Source organism: Fervidobacterium riparium (genome assembly GCF_025370035.1).
GTDB lineage: Bacteria > Thermotogota > Thermotogae > Thermotogales > Fervidobacteriaceae > Fervidobacterium > Fervidobacterium gondwanense.
On sequence record NZ_CP009277.1, the window covers coordinates 1,730,511 to 1,744,846 of the forward strand.

At 39.4% G+C, this 14,336-nt stretch carries 15 protein-coding genes; 10 read left to right on the forward strand and 5 right to left on the reverse strand.

What is annotated here, in order from left to right; genetic code table 11:
• Positions 1–97 precede the first annotated feature (97 nt).
• From IB67_RS08285 to IB67_RS08295, 3 genes are all read right to left on the reverse strand, one after another.
• A complete protein-coding gene (locus IB67_RS08285; RefSeq protein ID WP_498875234.1) occupies positions 98–910 on the reverse strand; it encodes a carbohydrate ABC transporter permease in 813 nt (270 codons plus the stop codon).
• Entirely contained in the window at positions 907–1,821 is a 915-nt protein-coding gene (locus IB67_RS08290; protein ID WP_498875235.1) for a carbohydrate ABC transporter permease, read from the reverse strand. The genes IB67_RS08285 and IB67_RS08290 overlap by 4 nt, the downstream gene beginning before the upstream one ends.
• 69 nt (positions 1,822–1,890) lie before the next feature.
• Positions 1,891–3,150: an ABC transporter substrate-binding protein gene (locus IB67_RS08295; protein WP_498875236.1), complete on the reverse strand. Its 1,260-nt coding sequence runs from the start codon at positions 3,148–3,150 to the stop codon at positions 1,891–1,893.
• Positions 3,151–3,536: 386 nt separating this feature from the next.
• Here IB67_RS08295 and IB67_RS08300 point away from each other — a divergent pair, with 386 nt between their 5' ends.
• From IB67_RS08300 to IB67_RS08345, 10 genes are all read left to right on the forward strand, one after another.
• Positions 3,537–4,274: a C40 family peptidase gene (locus IB67_RS08300; RefSeq protein WP_498875237.1), complete on the forward strand. Its 738-nt coding sequence runs from the start codon at positions 3,537–3,539 to the stop codon at positions 4,272–4,274.
• 46 nt (positions 4,275–4,320) lie between these two features.
• Positions 4,321–4,554, forward strand: coding sequence for a hypothetical protein (locus IB67_RS08305; RefSeq protein WP_498875238.1), 234 nt, complete (start codon positions 4,321–4,323; stop codon positions 4,552–4,554).
• On the forward strand, positions 4,530–5,948 hold the full coding sequence (locus IB67_RS08310; RefSeq protein ID WP_498875239.1) for a hypothetical protein: 1,419 nt from the start codon (positions 4,530–4,532) through the stop codon (positions 5,946–5,948). Before IB67_RS08305 ends, IB67_RS08310 begins: the two co-directional genes overlap by 25 nt.
• Positions 5,949–5,965: 17 nt before the next feature.
• Entirely contained in the window at positions 5,966–6,853 is an 888-nt protein-coding gene (locus IB67_RS08315; protein ID WP_498875240.1) for an AEC family transporter, read from the forward strand.
• 38 nt (positions 6,854–6,891) lie between these two features.
• On the forward strand, positions 6,892–7,752 hold the full coding sequence (locus IB67_RS08320; protein ID WP_498875241.1) for a glycine--tRNA ligase subunit alpha: 861 nt from the start codon (positions 6,892–6,894) through the stop codon (positions 7,750–7,752).
• Positions 7,739–9,757: a glycine--tRNA ligase subunit beta gene (glyS, locus tag IB67_RS08325; protein ID WP_498875242.1), complete on the forward strand. Its 2,019-nt coding sequence runs from the start codon at positions 7,739–7,741 to the stop codon at positions 9,755–9,757. The genes IB67_RS08320 and glyS overlap by 14 nt, the downstream gene beginning before the upstream one ends.
• A 13-nt stretch (positions 9,758–9,770) precedes the next feature.
• Positions 9,771–10,556 carry a hypothetical protein gene (locus IB67_RS08330; protein WP_498875243.1) on the forward strand — a complete coding sequence of 262 codons (786 nt, stop codon included), beginning with the start codon at positions 9,771–9,773 and terminating at the stop codon, positions 10,554–10,556.
• A gap of 75 nt (positions 10,557–10,631) precedes the next feature.
• The gene (locus tag IB67_RS08335) at positions 10,632–11,384 is read left to right on the forward strand and encodes a basic amino acid ABC transporter substrate-binding protein (RefSeq protein ID WP_498875244.1); all 753 of its coding nucleotides are present in this window, start codon (positions 10,632–10,634) and stop codon (positions 11,382–11,384) included.
• A gap of 75 nt (positions 11,385–11,459) precedes the next feature.
• The gene (locus IB67_RS08340; protein WP_498875245.1) at positions 11,460–12,110 is read left to right on the forward strand and encodes an amino acid ABC transporter permease; all 651 of its coding nucleotides are present in this window, start codon (positions 11,460–11,462) and stop codon (positions 12,108–12,110) included.
• Positions 12,107–12,862: an amino acid ABC transporter ATP-binding protein gene (locus IB67_RS08345; protein ID WP_498875246.1), complete on the forward strand. Its 756-nt coding sequence runs from the start codon at positions 12,107–12,109 to the stop codon at positions 12,860–12,862. The genes IB67_RS08340 and IB67_RS08345 overlap by 4 nt, the downstream gene beginning before the upstream one ends.
• 59 nt (positions 12,863–12,921) lie before the next feature.
• Here IB67_RS08345 and IB67_RS08350 read toward each other — a convergent pair whose 3' ends face one another.
• Together IB67_RS08350 and IB67_RS08355 are read right to left on the reverse strand one after the other, a co-directional pair.
• Positions 12,922–13,662 (reverse strand): RNA-guided endonuclease InsQ/TnpB family protein, encoded by a 741-nt coding sequence (locus tag IB67_RS08350; protein ID WP_498875247.1) that lies wholly within the window; start codon positions 13,660–13,662, stop codon positions 12,922–12,924.
• Between the two features lie 10 nt (positions 13,663–13,672).
• Positions 13,673–14,200, reverse strand: coding sequence for a nuclease/transposase family protein (locus IB67_RS08355; protein ID WP_498875248.1), 528 nt, complete (start codon positions 14,198–14,200; stop codon positions 13,673–13,675).
• Between the last annotated feature and the right edge of the window lie 136 nt (positions 14,201–14,336).

The following is a 14,336-nucleotide window of genomic DNA, read 5'->3' on the forward strand; positions in this document are numbered from 1 at the left end:
CAATTATAGCATTCTTTTATTCACAAGTGCATAAATAAAAAAGGTGGAGACACTCTTTTCTTCTCCACCCCTTGCCTATATCGGACGAACTATTCAACTACTGCTTTACAGAGCCAAGAACACCTTGGACGAAGTATCTTTGTAGCGAGAAGAAGACAATCAGCATTGGTAAAGTGGCTATAACAACAGCCATCATTACAACACCAAAATCAGGTGTATAACCAGAGGCGAGATTGGAGATTAAAAGTACCATAGTTTTCTTCTGTTCGCTCTGAATAATCACAAGTGGCCAGAGGTAAGCGTTCCAGCTCGTCATAAACGCGTATATCGCAGCCGCTGCATATGCCGATTTCATTGACGGTAAAACGATAGAAAAGAATATCCTTAATTCGTTTGCACCGTCAACTCTTGCGGCCATGATTATTTCCTTTGGGTATTGACTGAAGCTCTGCCTGAAGAAGAACGTTAGAAAGACAGATGGAATGAGAGGGAGTATAACGCCCCAGTGTGAATCGATGAGGTTGAAAAAGTACATCAATCTGAAAAGTGGAACCATCAGCGCAGCTAAGGGTATCATCAAAGTTAAGAGCATGAGTCCGTATAACCTATTTCTTGCTTTAGAAACATACATTTCAAAGCCGTAACCTGCCATCGATGAGACTATAACCGAAAAGATGACGACCAACGCTGATATCTTCGCAGAGTTGAGCAGCACTGTTCTGAGATTGTAGTTGTCCCATAAGTTTTTGAAATTAATTAAAAATTGATTTCCAGGAGTGAGTTTTCCTTTTATAACATCAACAGACTTATTCGTACTTCCGACAACCATCCAAAAGAATGGAAAAACGGATATAAAAGCTGACAATGTGAGAAATATGTATATGAAGATGTATCTCAATTTTCTGCTCATCTTTTTTCACCTGCCACTTTAAACTGTATTATAGCAAGAACTGCGGCGATCAACACGATCACGTACGATATTGCTGAGGCATAACCGAAGTTTGGAGAGTATTTGAAACATACGTTGTAAATGTAGACTGACGGTGTAAGGAGTGAATTACCAGGTCCGACACTCGAGCCTGTCACAACACCTGCTGCAAGGTTCATCGGTTCATCGAAAAGCTGTAACGTTCCTATAGTTGAAGTGATAGTGGTGAAAAGTATTATAGGTCTCAGCAGAGGGATTGTGATTTTGAAAAACTGAACAGTTTTTGAAGCTCCATCGATTTCTGCAGCTTCATAGACTTCAGTTGGAATGTTCTGAAGCCCTGCCAAGTAGAACATCATATTGTAACCAGTCCAGCGCCACGTCAAAGCAATGATTAGGGTTACCTTTGCCCAGAATGGATCCAATAGCCATCTTATCGGTTCCTTTATGATCCCGACCGAAAGCAAAAAGTTGTTTATAAGTCCTTCGTTACTGAACATCATCCTGAACAATATCGTGTATGCAACAAGAGAGGTCACCGCTGGCAAAAACAAAGCAGTTCTGTAAATACCTTTAAACTTCAGCCTCGGGTCGTTTAGTAGGGTTGCAAACACCAGTGCAAGTAAAAGCATTATAGGCACTTGGATTACTAATATGATCAAGACGTTTTTCAAAGCGAGGATAAAGTACGAATCTTGAATTAAACGTATATAGTTTCCGAATCCAACAAAAGTTTTCAAAAAGCCACGAGTCGAAAAAGTTGAAAGATATAAGGAGTAGATTATCGGATAAAAAATGAAAAGGGCAATTCCGATCAGCATCAAACTTATGAAGATCCAGCCCCACCTATTCCAAACTTTTTCAATTCCGGTTTTTTTGGTTCTGAAAGCCATGTCTCCTTTCCTCCCGATACAAGAATGAAAAGCCGGAAAGACATTTCGTCTTCCCGGCTTGAAGCAAAGTTACCTTATACTGTTAAGGAATTGTTGTTCGGCTTTCTTCAACGCCTCGTCGATTGATAGTTTCCCAGAGTACACATCAGGCATTACGCTCATTATCGCAGCATCTGCTTCGTATGTATAAACACCGTAATCAACGCTTGGAATCTTCTTCATCCATTCGGAGAACTTGACATATATTGCGTCGTTTCCGAAGAATGGGTCTTTTGCTTTATATGCGGAACCGCCTTGTGCTGGCAACCAAGTGCCAACAGCGCCTCTATCGATCAAAATTTTCTGGTAAAATGCTGAATCTCTTGCGTAGATCTTCTTTAAGAAGTCAATCGCAACATCTCTATATTTGCTGTTCTTCAACACATACCAACTTGAACCGCCGAGGTTCGACGCGTTAACGGACTCTTTGATATTCATTCTTGGAACTGGTGCAAGTCCCCATTTTCCGCTCTGGCTCTTTTCAGCTTTTATAGAACCTACGATCCAGACACCAGTTACAACCGCCGCAACATCGCCATTATTAAACGCAGCAACCCATTCGTTCCATCCTGAAACTTCTTTTGCAATTCCTGAATCCCTTATTTCCTTGTAAAGTTTTACAGCTTCTTTGAGAACTGGATTATTTGCAATGTATGGTTTTCCTTTGCTATCGAAGTACCAAGAACCGGCTGATTGGAGGAGAATTCTCATTAATCCGCCGTCAAATGGATCTGCTCCAATCATGTATTTTCCCGTCTTTGCTTTGACGACTTTTCCTATCTCTATGAATCTATCCCAAGTGATATTTTCAAGGTCTGCTGGTTTGAATCCTGCCTGTTCCAAGTAATCTCTTCTGTAGAAGAAACCTGCAACGCCAGAATCGAATGGAACACCGTACACTTTGTTGTTCAATGTCATCAGCTTAACCTTGTAAGGTGCAAATTCAGAGTAGTTGAATTGTTTTGTAAGATCTGCAAACGCACCTGGATAGGATTGTAAGTATTTTTGTGCGTTGTAATCTTCGATCAAGACTATTTCTGGTAAACCTGTCTTCACACCAGAAGCTAATATTGTATTCAGCTTCTGTTCAACGTCTGCTTTCGCCATACTTACAATTTCAAACTCGACATTTGGGTTGATCTTTTTGTATCGTGCAGCAGCTTCGTTCATGATTGCGATGTTGAAGTTCGGGTCCCAAGCCCAGATTGTAATTTTTGCCGTTTCAGCAAGTACAACACCTGCGAGGCTAAGCAAAAGAACCGTAGCTAATACGAACCACACTTTTCTCATACACTCCACCCCTTTCTTCTTTTCCTGAAAGATTTACTAAGTTTTAGACCTACAAAATACGAAAAAAGCGTTTTTCAACCTCCCTTCCTTCTTGAAAACTCCGTGTTTGGTGGCAATTGATTTTTTTGACTTCGCAACGAGCTGGTACGTAGATTATTGGTAACGTTACCGAAACTGTTCGACGTAATTATACCAAAACGGGACTTTAATTTTTCAATTCAAAAGTTCTTTGTCCTATAAATTTATTAGCCTGTAATTGTTTCAAACGTTCAAATACTTTCATTTTCTCAGCCTTTCTGAATTTTATGAAGGAAAGCTTGCTGAAATAATTTGAAACCTTTATTATGCTATAATTGTGTAAGAAAAGATGAAGGCGAGGGGTTTTTTTGGAAAAGTTGTACGGATTTGTTATTAATCCCGTTACAGATGTGAGATCTGAACCTAAGTTCAGGAGTGAAAGAGTACACCAACTCGTTTTCGGTGAATTTGTTGAAATACTGGAAGAGGGAAATGATTATATTTATGCAAAAGATATTAGGCTGAACTACAGAGGGTTTATAAACAAGCATACATTATATTTGCTTACTCTTGAAGAATATCGGGAACTATCAAAATTCGAACAGGTGAAGATTTCAGCACCATTTTGTAGAACATCCGGTGCAATTTCTTATATGCTTCCGTTTGGTAGTAGGCTGTACAAGAGCGGCAGTACTTTCTTACTACCAAATGGAAAAAGTTTTTCTTTGTTGGATTCTCCGTTTTACAAAGCCAATAATGTTGTTGAACTTTCTTTGCAGTTTTTGGGGGTTCCGTATTTATGGGGTGGCACTTCCTCATACGGTTTCGATTGTTCAGGATTCGTTAATAGACTCTACGATGTTTTAGGAATGAACATCCCAAGAGATGCCAATCAACAGGAAGAATATCTCGACAGCACAGAATCTCCAAAAAGTGGTGACCTATTATTTATGAAAGGACACGTTCTGCTGTATATGGGTGAAAATAAGGTTATCCATGCCAACGGACACTACATGTGCGTTTCGATAACCGATTTAGAAAAAGAAGAGTACGGGAGATATCTTAAAAGCCAAGTAAGAAAGATTGGCACGATTAAATCGATGTGATAAAATAGCAAGTAAACGTGTAGAAAATACTTTGGGGGTGGAGGATATGTCTAAATATGAAATGGATTTTGAGAAGTACAAAAAAGCGATAGAAAAAGTTATCCAGAGGTTCTCAGATCGCGGTTGGGAAGAGATAAGGGTTGAAGAAATATGGTTTGAAACCTCACTGCCGATGGATTTGATTCTTCAAGTTATAAACATGGGAGTTACAATTCCATCTGATGTGAAATCAATAACTCACGGAGGAAAGGTTTTATGGAAAAGAGAAGAACAGCAGTAATATCCGGTACTGTCTACGTACTTGCCGTTGTTCTATTTCCCATATTTAGCTTCGCTTTTCAAGCTGATGTTAGTGTTTTTTACAATTCCGGCTCTACGCTGTTTTCACTTTACAACTCAAACTCTCTTAGCTCACAAATATTATCAGTTGACGTGGATTTAAAACACGAAGATGAAAGCTTCGATTTTTTTGCATCGATGATTGCAAGAAACGATAATTTTTTCAATGACCAGTTCGCTTCATCATACTACGCAGGGTTCTATTTTGTAGTTGATGAGAGCGGTTTTAGAGTGAGGAACGGAAATGTCACTATTACTCTTGGAAAAATTCATCTTAGCGATGTTGTCCAATCTCCGTATTCGCTATTTATAAACTCAGCCAATATTCCGAGGAATACCTTAAATGTTTCCTTCGAAAGCGAGAGTTTTTTGTACACAACTCGCTGGATACAGCTCTCGAATTTGCAAAGCGGCTCAGATATAAGAGAAAAATTGAGGAGTGCAAATTATAAACTTTACGGAGTAAAATTCGGTAATTTTAGGTTCGGTTATCAAGATGTAGCGGTGTATGTTGGAAAAGAGTTCGACTTTGAATACTTTGCTAACCCAGTTCCATCTTTCTTTATCCAATACGTAAACGATGCGGGAAGACCGTATTCCGAAGGACTGGGGAATGCAAACTATATTTCTGGATTTTTCTTAGACTACAACAGTGAAAATCTCTATTGGTATGCTCAGATCTTAGTTGATGACATAAATGCTAACAGGTTTCTCCATCCCGAGTCGTATCAGAATCCAGATAAGATAGCATGGTCGGTGGGCGCAAATTTCAAGAATATCTTTGGTAAGTTTGGGTTGTTCCACGCAGGTGCGACAAAATATACCTTCCAGCCTTCGAGCGAATCTGGCAATCCGTTGTACTATGGCTATACGTACTATCCGCGTTTCACTTATAATAAAGACAGTACAACAATGGTATTGCCACTCGAGTACTTGTATGCTGGATATATTTATGGAGAAAACAACCTTGCTTTTATGATAACCTACGATAGTTCGATTGTAGAAGGTTTAAGTGCGGAAGCTGAGTTTGTAATTTTGGGAGAGCGCTCCCCTGTCAATCCATGGAACGAGAGCTCTACGTATGTATCTGGTACACATTTGCTTGATGATACTGTTTTAGAATACCGTTTGATTTCGCGTTTGAACTATCTGTTTACTGTATCTGATTTGCTGAAATTTGAATTAAAAGGAGCTCTTGGATATATTTGGAACGCTTCTGCTTTAGTTAATGTTGATTCAGACAATGTTAAGAAGCCACTTTTAAAGCCACAGGAGGGCAATAATTCTCCGTACTTTTCATTTTCAATAGGTTTAACATTTAACAAAAGCTTCTAAGTCTCGGGAGGAACGAAGTGATAACACAAGCTTTTAACGCAGTTCTACCTTCATTCTTGATGATGTTTGTTGGATTTGTCTACGGAAAAATTTTCAGAAATAGCGATATCGATATTTTCAGTAAAATAGCGACATGGTTGATGGCTCCATTGATAACATTTACTTTTATGAACGACTACGTGCCAACTGCAAACGTTTTACTGAAGTATGCTCTGGGTTTTTCGATAATGTTTTTGATTTCTTTTGTGCTTTCAAGGTTACACAAGATTGATAGAGAAGTCTTCTTCACAGGAAATGTCTATGTGAACTCTGGTTATCTTGGATATCCGGTGCTACTGGCACTGTGGGGAGAGAAAGCATTAGCGCTTGGCGTTGTTTATTCATTTGTTAATGTATTCTTCGGCAGCACGTTTTTGCCAGCGCTGATAAGAGGAAAATTGGAATTGAAGAATATATTTAAATTACCATTCTTGTATGCTATTATCTTAGGTTGGGTGCTTGGCGCGTTTGGGATATCTTACAAACAACTACCAGGCGGAGTTCTTACGACGTTTAACTGGATAAAAGAGATGGCGATTCCTTTCTTGCTTTTGCAAGTTGGCTTGGGGATTTCAAGGATTGAATTTGCAAGATCTGACGTCAAGAGTTATGCACAAATGGTAATTGAGCGACTGATACTCATTCCGCTCGTGTTATTTCCGTTAGGATTCATTTTTAAAGGACTTGAAGCGAAAGTCTTTCTTTTAGAGTGTGCGATGCCCATAGGTGTAAACAGTGTAGTTGTTCTCGGTGCATTTAAAAAGGACCTTATTCCGAAAGCTGGTGTTAGTGTTGCTGTCACGACACTGTTTTCTTTAATAACCTTGCCATTATGGGCTTATATCTTCGAGAAAGTGTTTGGATGAGTTAAATGATAATATAATTCCCGAAGGGAGGAAAGAGCGTGTACTTACAAGATGTTATTAAAACTTTGGATGAGTTTTGGGCAAAGCAAGGTTGTTTCATTGAACAACCATACGATATGGAAATGGGAGCAGGAACGTTCCACACCTCGACATTCTTTGGAGTATTTAGAAACAGACAGTGGAACGTTGCATTTGTCCAGCCGAGCAGAAGACCAACGGACGGAAGATATGGTGAAAACCCAAATAGAATGCAAAGATTTTACCAGTACCAAGTAATTCTGAAACCACATCCGGAAAAATCGCAAGAACTGTACATTGAATCTCTGAAGGCTCTCGGTATAAATCCAAAAGAACACGATATAAGGTTTGTTGAAGACAACTGGGAATCTCCAACGCTTGGTGCCTGGGGAATCGGATGGGAAGTTTGGCTCGATGGTATGGAGATAACCCAGTTTACATACTTCCAACAGGTTGGTGGGATTTCACTGAAGGAGATACCGCTCGAGATAACGTACGGTGTTGAGAGGATAGCAATGTATCTGCAAGGTGTTGACAACGTTTATGATGTCATGTGGAATAAGGACGTAAAGTACGGAGAACTTTTCAAAGAAAATGAAAGACAGTTCTCGATATACAACTTTGAAGAGGCCGATACAGACTCGCTATTCACGTTATATGACATATACAGAAAGCAATTTGACAAGCTCATAGAAAAAGGTTTAGTATTCCCTGCTTATGAACAATTGCTAAAATGCTCTCACACATTTAACCTGCTCGATGCGAGAAACGCAATAAGCGTAGCTCAGAGGCAGACGTTCATAAGGGACATAAGGACGATGGCGAGTAAATGTGCGAAGATGTACGTTGAGATGGAGGGTGGTTCCGATGATAAACAATGAATTCTTCTTTGAAATAGGGGTGGAAGAACTACCGACAACGGAAGTAAAAGGTATAATCCAGCAACTGAATGAGAAGGTGTCTGAATCTCTAAAAACCGAGGGACTTGAATACAAGGAAGTAAAAGTATTCGTAGCTCCAAGAAGATTCGGGTTTGTAATTAGTGGACTTTCAGATAGTGCTCCGGATAAAGCTGTTGAAAAGAAAGGACCAGCAGTTAACGTTGCTTACGATAAAGACGGGCAACCAACGAAAGCGCTCCTCGGATTTTTGAAATCGAACGAAGCGGCGCTTGAAGACGTCAAAATAGTTGATAACTATGTCTACGTTACAAAAGTCCAAAAAGGTGTCTCTGCAAGAGAGGCTCTGAAAAAGATGGTGCCGAGTATAATTTACAGCCTAAGATTTAGAAAGCCAATGAAGTGGGGAAAAGGAGATTTTGAATTCGTGAGGATACCACATCATGTGGTTGCTTTGTACAACGGTGAAGTTTTAGATATAGAAATCTTCGGTTTAAAATCATGCAATAAGACGGTCGGACATAGATTCGTTATGGATGAATACTTCAACATAAATTCGTACGAAGATTACTTAAGTAAACTTGCTGAGTACTATGTCATCCCTGAACTTGAAAAACGTAGAGAATTTATCCACCTTCAGATTTCGGAATTTGAAAAAGAAGAATACGAAGTTGAGAGAGACGAAGAACTGATCGAGGAAGTTGCAATTCTAACCGAGTATCCGAAACTAATCCACGGTAAATTCTTGGAAAAGTATCTTGAGCTTCCAGAAGAACTTGTAAAAACTACGATCAAACATCACCAGAGATCTTTTACGGTGAAGAAGAATGGAAAAATAACCAACGATTTTGTAGCGTTCATAGACATGCCGAGTGACGAGTACGGCAACGCAAGAAGAGGATATGAGAGAGTTATTAACGCTCGTCTTGAAGATGCAAGATACTATTATGAAAAAGATGCAAGTGTAAGGCTCGAGAGTTTTAATGAAAGACTTAAAGAAGTTGTCTTCCAAAAAGAGCTTGGCACTCTATATGACAAGGTTGTGAGGATAGAAGAACTTTCAAAGCAAATAATAGAAATTTTGGATTTAGATGCTAAATGTGATACAATATTGGCGACGGCAAGGTTGTGTAAGGCTGATATAGGTTCACATGTTGTGTACGAATTCCCTGAGCTTCAAGGTACGATGGGAAGAATATATGCATTAAAAGACGGATATCCAAAAGATGTTGCTCTTGGGATTGAAGAACACTATTCTCCAACCCCAACGACAATCGAGGGAGCGGTTGTTGGGATAGCAGACAGAATCGATACAATAGTAGGTAACTTCATAATAGGAAATATACCAAGTGGCTCGAAAGACCCTTATGGTTTAAGAAGCAAAGTTGATGATATATATGCGATTGTTGAAAGGTATGATTGGGATATAGACCTGAAAACTGTCATTGATAAAGCCTGTAACTTATTAAGTAAAGAAGAACTGCCGAAAGAATTAGTAGAATTCTTTGAGACAAGGTTTGAACTATACAATTCCAACATAAGATACGACATAGCGCGTGCTGTTAAGGGGCTTTGGACGAAGCCTTTAAGAGGGATACTTTCAGCAAAGGCGATAGCTAACGTAGTTGGAACTGAGGAATTTGAGCATTTCCTTGTTGGATTTGAAAGGGTACATAACATAAGTAAAAAACATGGCTCAATTGAATTTGACGCAGCGAAATTTACACAGAAAGAAGAAAGGGAATTGTTTGAGAAGTACTTGGAGATAAAACCCATGGTTTTGGACCTTATTGGTCATCTCAATTACAAGGAAGCGCTGATAAAGATAACAGAACTCAGGCCATTCATTGATAACTACTTTGACAATGTATTTGTTATGTCTGAACAAGAAGATATTCGTCTTAACAGGCTCGGATTTCTAAAAACGGTGGACACGCTTTTCTCTGAATTTGGTGACTTAACGTTGGTTGAAAGAATCAAATCGTGAAAGGGGTGAAATGATGAAAAAGATAGTTATAAGTTTATTGGCTATTTTTACCATTGTTATTTTCGGACAGGCGTTTACTTTGAATGAATTGATGAATGTAACAAAGCCAGCTGGCGTAGTTGCACAGCCTTATTTAGTAAGAACTGTCCTTGTTCCAACAAATTTCAGCGAATTTTCTTCTTTTGAAATCGGTTTAGAGGGACACTTAGAACTGCTTGGTCTCAACTTTTCGGTTGGCACAACGTTTAATTACCCAGATTTGGAATTTAATAGACCTGTGTATTTAGGTGCTGGTATAACCTTGGGAGGATTATTCGCATCTATGAGTTCCAAAGCTCCAAATTTCGAATTTCTCAGCGATCTTTCAAAGTACGATACGCCAACTATAGCATTCGGTATAGCTTCTTCGAGAAAGACACAATTCCTTGTTTCTTCGTGGTCTCGTGTCGAGATTTCCTACGAAAACAAAAATATTTTGAAAAAGGAAGATGGAAAATTCGTTCTTAACAGCGAAGTCGATTGGTTAGATGCTCAAACAACCCTCAAGGTAGAAGGGTGCGATGTTGGATATTTTGCCTTCAGGCTTACCGTTTTCAATATTAGAGAAGCGATGAACGGAAATTTCAAAGCGAATTGGGAATTGGCGCTACCGTTTAGTGCACTTTACATCTATACTGGTCAACCATATGGAAGTGAATGGTTCATCGGACTTGGCATCGCATATCCATCTTTCAATGCTTTAGGAAGGTATAATTTACAGACAGGCCAAATAGATTGGTTTGTTTCGGCACAGATGTAAGAAATCAAAATAAATAATTTGACACTTTTATATGTTTCTACGCTTTTGCAAACCATAACTGGGGAGGTGTGCTGGATGAAAAAGATTTTATGGTGGTTGTTACTTGTAACATTTGTTATGGCAACTGTTCTAGCCTTTGGTCAGAGCTTGACAGAGATTAAGAAGAGAGGGAAACTCGTCATCGGAACTGAGCCAACTTTTCCACCGTTCGAATTTGTTGACGAGAAGAACCAGGTCGTTGGGTTCGATATAGACGTTGCAAATGAATTGGCAAAGAGATTGGGTGTCAAACTTGAGATTGTTAACTTACCTTTTGATAGCCTTATTCCTGCTCTACAACAAGGAAAAATAGACCTTATAATTGCAGGAATGACAATCACCGAAGAAAGAGCAAAAGTTGTTGATTTTTCGAAGCCGTATTTTGAAGCAAACCAGGCTATCGTTGTGAGGAAAGGTTCGGACTTCTCACCAAAAGGTTTCGACGCTCTTGTCGGCAAAAAGGTTGCAGTCCAACTCGGTACAACGGGTGACCTTGTTGTCAGTGAAATAAAAGGTGTAGAAGTCGTCAGATTCCAAAAATTCACAGATGCATTCTTAGAATTACAGAACGGGCGCGTCGATGCTGTTGTTCTTGATGAAGCACCAGCGAAGGCTTATGTTAAAAAATTCCCGAAATTCACAATCAGCACCGTTGTAGATACAGGAGAGACATACGGAATAGCAGTAAGAAAGGGAAACAAAGAATTACTGAACTTTGTAAATCAAACCCTTGACATTATGAAAGGTGCAGGAACGTACACAAAGTTATTGCAGAAATGGTTTGAATGATTTTGCCGTGCCCCCTATTTTATGTAGGGGGCATTATTGTTTAATCTGACCTAATGCAGACGAGGAGGGAAATTTGTGGAAGCATTAAACGAATTATTCAAGAACTTTCCTTTCTTACTAATAGGTGCTTGGGAAACTTTAAAGCTAACTGCTTTTTCGGTTGGTATCGGTTTAATTCTTGGCACTTTTATAGGCATGGGAAGACTTTCAAAAATCAAAGTAATTAATTACCCATGTACTGCTTATGTAGAATTTCTAAGAGGTACTCCACTACTCGTTCAGATATCAATCATTTACTTTGGACTGCCTCAGCTTGGTATACAGCTTGCGCCATATCCTGCTGCAATCACAGCCTTGGGTCTTAACAGTGGCGCATATATAGCGGAAATCGTGAGAGCAGGAATTCAGTCTATACCAAGAGGACAATACGAAGCGGCGAGATCACTTGGTTTAACGCATTGGCAGACTATGAGGTATATAATACTACCTCAGGCGTTCCGCAATATCCTCCCGGCGCTTGGGAACGAATTCATAACCCTTACAAAGGACAGTTCATTGGCATCCGTTATTGGTGTTGCAGAGCTTATGAGAAGCGGTCAGTTCGTGATATCAAGGACGTTCCAAACATTCTCAATATACTTTGGAATCGCATTCATATACTTCCTCATGACGTTTGTTATTTCAAGGATTGTGAGGTATATCGAAAGGAGGATGGCAACAGCATGAACATGCACGAGAACATCCAAAATTCGACAGAAATAATTATTAAGATAGAGAACCTTGTAAAGCGATTCGGTAAACTTGAAGTACTCAAGGGTGTAAACCTTGAAGTACGAAAACAAGAGGCAATAGTAATAATAGGACCAAGTGGTGGTGGAAAGAGTACGCTTTTAAGATGTATAAATAAACTCGAAGAATATCAGGGTGGAAAGATTTACCTTGATGGTGTTGACATCGAGAGCTACGATGTAAACAAACTCAGAACGAGAATAGGTATGGTCTTCCAGCAGTTTAACTTGTTCCCACACATGAATGTACTCGACAATCTGATTTTAGCACCAACAAAAGTAAAGAACATGTCTCGTGAAGAAGCTGTCGAGAAAGCCAAACAGCTCTTAAAACGAGTTGGTTTGTCAGACAAAATAGAGGCTTATCCTGAACAGCTTTCTGGTGGTCAGAAACAAAGAGTTGCAATAGCGCGAGCATTGATGATGGACCCAGAGATAATGCTCTTTGACGAACCAACATCTGCACTCGACCCAGAACTTGTCGGAGAGGTTCTCGATGTCATGAAAGACCTTGCAAAGAGCGGAATGACAATGTTAGTTGTCACACACGAAATGGGATTTGCAAGGGATGTTGCCGACAGAATCATCTTTATATCCGATGGAGTTGTCGAAGAGGAAGGAACGCCTGATGAAATATTGAAGAATCCAAGAAAGCAACGCACTCGTGAGTTTCTAAAGAGGATATTTTGACACCCTCCCAATTCCCTGAAGGGGATGGAATTCCACCTTCAGGGGTTGGGCTTCCTGCTTCATTGTAGGATACTTACTAAGACATGTGGATTACCACATACCTTAGCAGCGGTCTCCCACTCGACAGGCTTAACTTCGGACCGGTCCAGCCCTACTAGTTTTAAAAGGTTACACGTTGCATTCAAATCTCTATCCATTTCGTTTCCACAAATACCACATCTGTATACTCTCTCTGAAAGTTCTATCTCTTGCACATTCCCACACCGGCTACAAGTCTTTGTAGTAGGTTGATATCTGTCTATGAGCACAGTAGAGACCCGAAGACTGTCCCTCAGTCTTCGCTTTATCATCCCTACCGCACTTGTTTGGATCGATTTTCCAAATCTTCCCTTGTGCCATGCGTGGATGTTGTCATCTTGATAGATTACTTTCTCATATCTGTACAACAATGAACTTATCTTGTTCACTATATCTTCCCTTACGTTTGTTATGTACTCATATTCCTTGCGAAGCTTGATTCTAACTTTCTGTCTGTTCTTTGAGCCTTTCTGTTTGCGTGATATTGTCCGTTGCAATTTCTTTAGCCTTTGCGTTTCTTCTATCTTCCATTCTATCTTCAATCCGTTGGAAAGAACTATTCCTGTTGGTTTGAAGTCTATAGCTATGGCATGGCTAAACGTATTCCATTCACGCTGTTTCAAGCTGCCATTTTTATTAACTCTGTTCTGCCAGATTTTTATGAACTTGTCCTTATCTATATAGCAAGTCACATGCAGATATATACCGCTTGCTTTTCTCATGAGTTCTGCCTTAGCAATTTCGCAATTGTTTGGTATCTGGTGTCCTCCGAGTACACGAATGGGCTTTTTTGATTCCTTGCAATTTAACTTTCGTCTTTTGTTCGTTGGTGAATTTGAATGTTACATCGTACTGTTTTAGTGGAATGGAATTAACAAAGCTTTTGAACTTCAGTGCACCTACTTTATTGCCATTATCTTTCGATTTATGAAGAGCATACAGACTTTGCTTGATTCTATCAACTATCGCTTGTCTCATTTGGGAAGAGAGATTCTCTATTGGTCTTGTTTCTAACTTATCTCCTACTTTGATTTCAACTTCAGACAATTTGTATGTTTCGTACTTAAGCCTACAGTCAATGTCAGCAACAATATAGTTGTATAGCCATTTGGCTTCAGAGAAGAGAGAAAACAAACGTTGTCTGTCTTTCTTAGACAGTGAATTTAAATTGACTTTCAGTTGATAAACGACAGGGATTTGTTCTTTTCTTTTTTGCTTAGTTTCCAACCTTGTTTGTTTAATCCTTTCGGCTTTTGTCAAGTTATTTCACCTCATGGATATTATACAACCATTTAGTGAATTAACAAAAAGCCATTCATCACAATTCCCTGAAGTGGATGTGCTTTCTGGCTTCGGTTCTGTAAACAGAAAAGTTAAGTTAATTTTAGTTAATATT

Coding starts and splice junctions, on each gene's coding strand:
- IB67_RS08330 (WP_498875243.1), top strand. CDS start 9,771: ATGAAAAAGATAGTTATAAGTTTATTGGCTATTTTTACCATTGTTATT.
- IB67_RS08290 (WP_498875235.1), bottom strand. CDS start 1,821: ATGGCTTTCAGAACCAAAAAAACCGGAATTGAAAAAGTTTGGAATAGG.
- IB67_RS08295 (WP_498875236.1), bottom strand. CDS start 3,150: ATGAGAAAAGTGTGGTTCGTATTAGCTACGGTTCTTTTGCTTAGCCTC.
- IB67_RS08350 (WP_498875247.1), bottom strand. CDS start 13,662: ATGAGAAAAGCAAGCGGTATATATCTGCATGTGACTTGCTATATAGAT.
- glyS (WP_498875242.1), top strand. CDS start 7,739: ATGATAAACAATGAATTCTTCTTTGAAATAGGGGTGGAAGAACTACCG.
- IB67_RS08310 (WP_498875239.1), top strand. CDS start 4,530: ATGGAAAAGAGAAGAACAGCAGTAATATCCGGTACTGTCTACGTACTT.
- IB67_RS08335 (WP_498875244.1), top strand. CDS start 10,632: ATGAAAAAGATTTTATGGTGGTTGTTACTTGTAACATTTGTTATGGCA.
- IB67_RS08285 (WP_498875234.1), bottom strand. CDS start 910: ATGAGCAGAAAATTGAGATACATCTTCATATACATATTTCTCACATTG.
- IB67_RS08345 (WP_498875246.1), top strand. CDS start 12,107: ATGAACATGCACGAGAACATCCAAAATTCGACAGAAATAATTATTAAG.
- IB67_RS08305 (WP_498875238.1), top strand. CDS start 4,321: ATGTCTAAATATGAAATGGATTTTGAGAAGTACAAAAAAGCGATAGAA.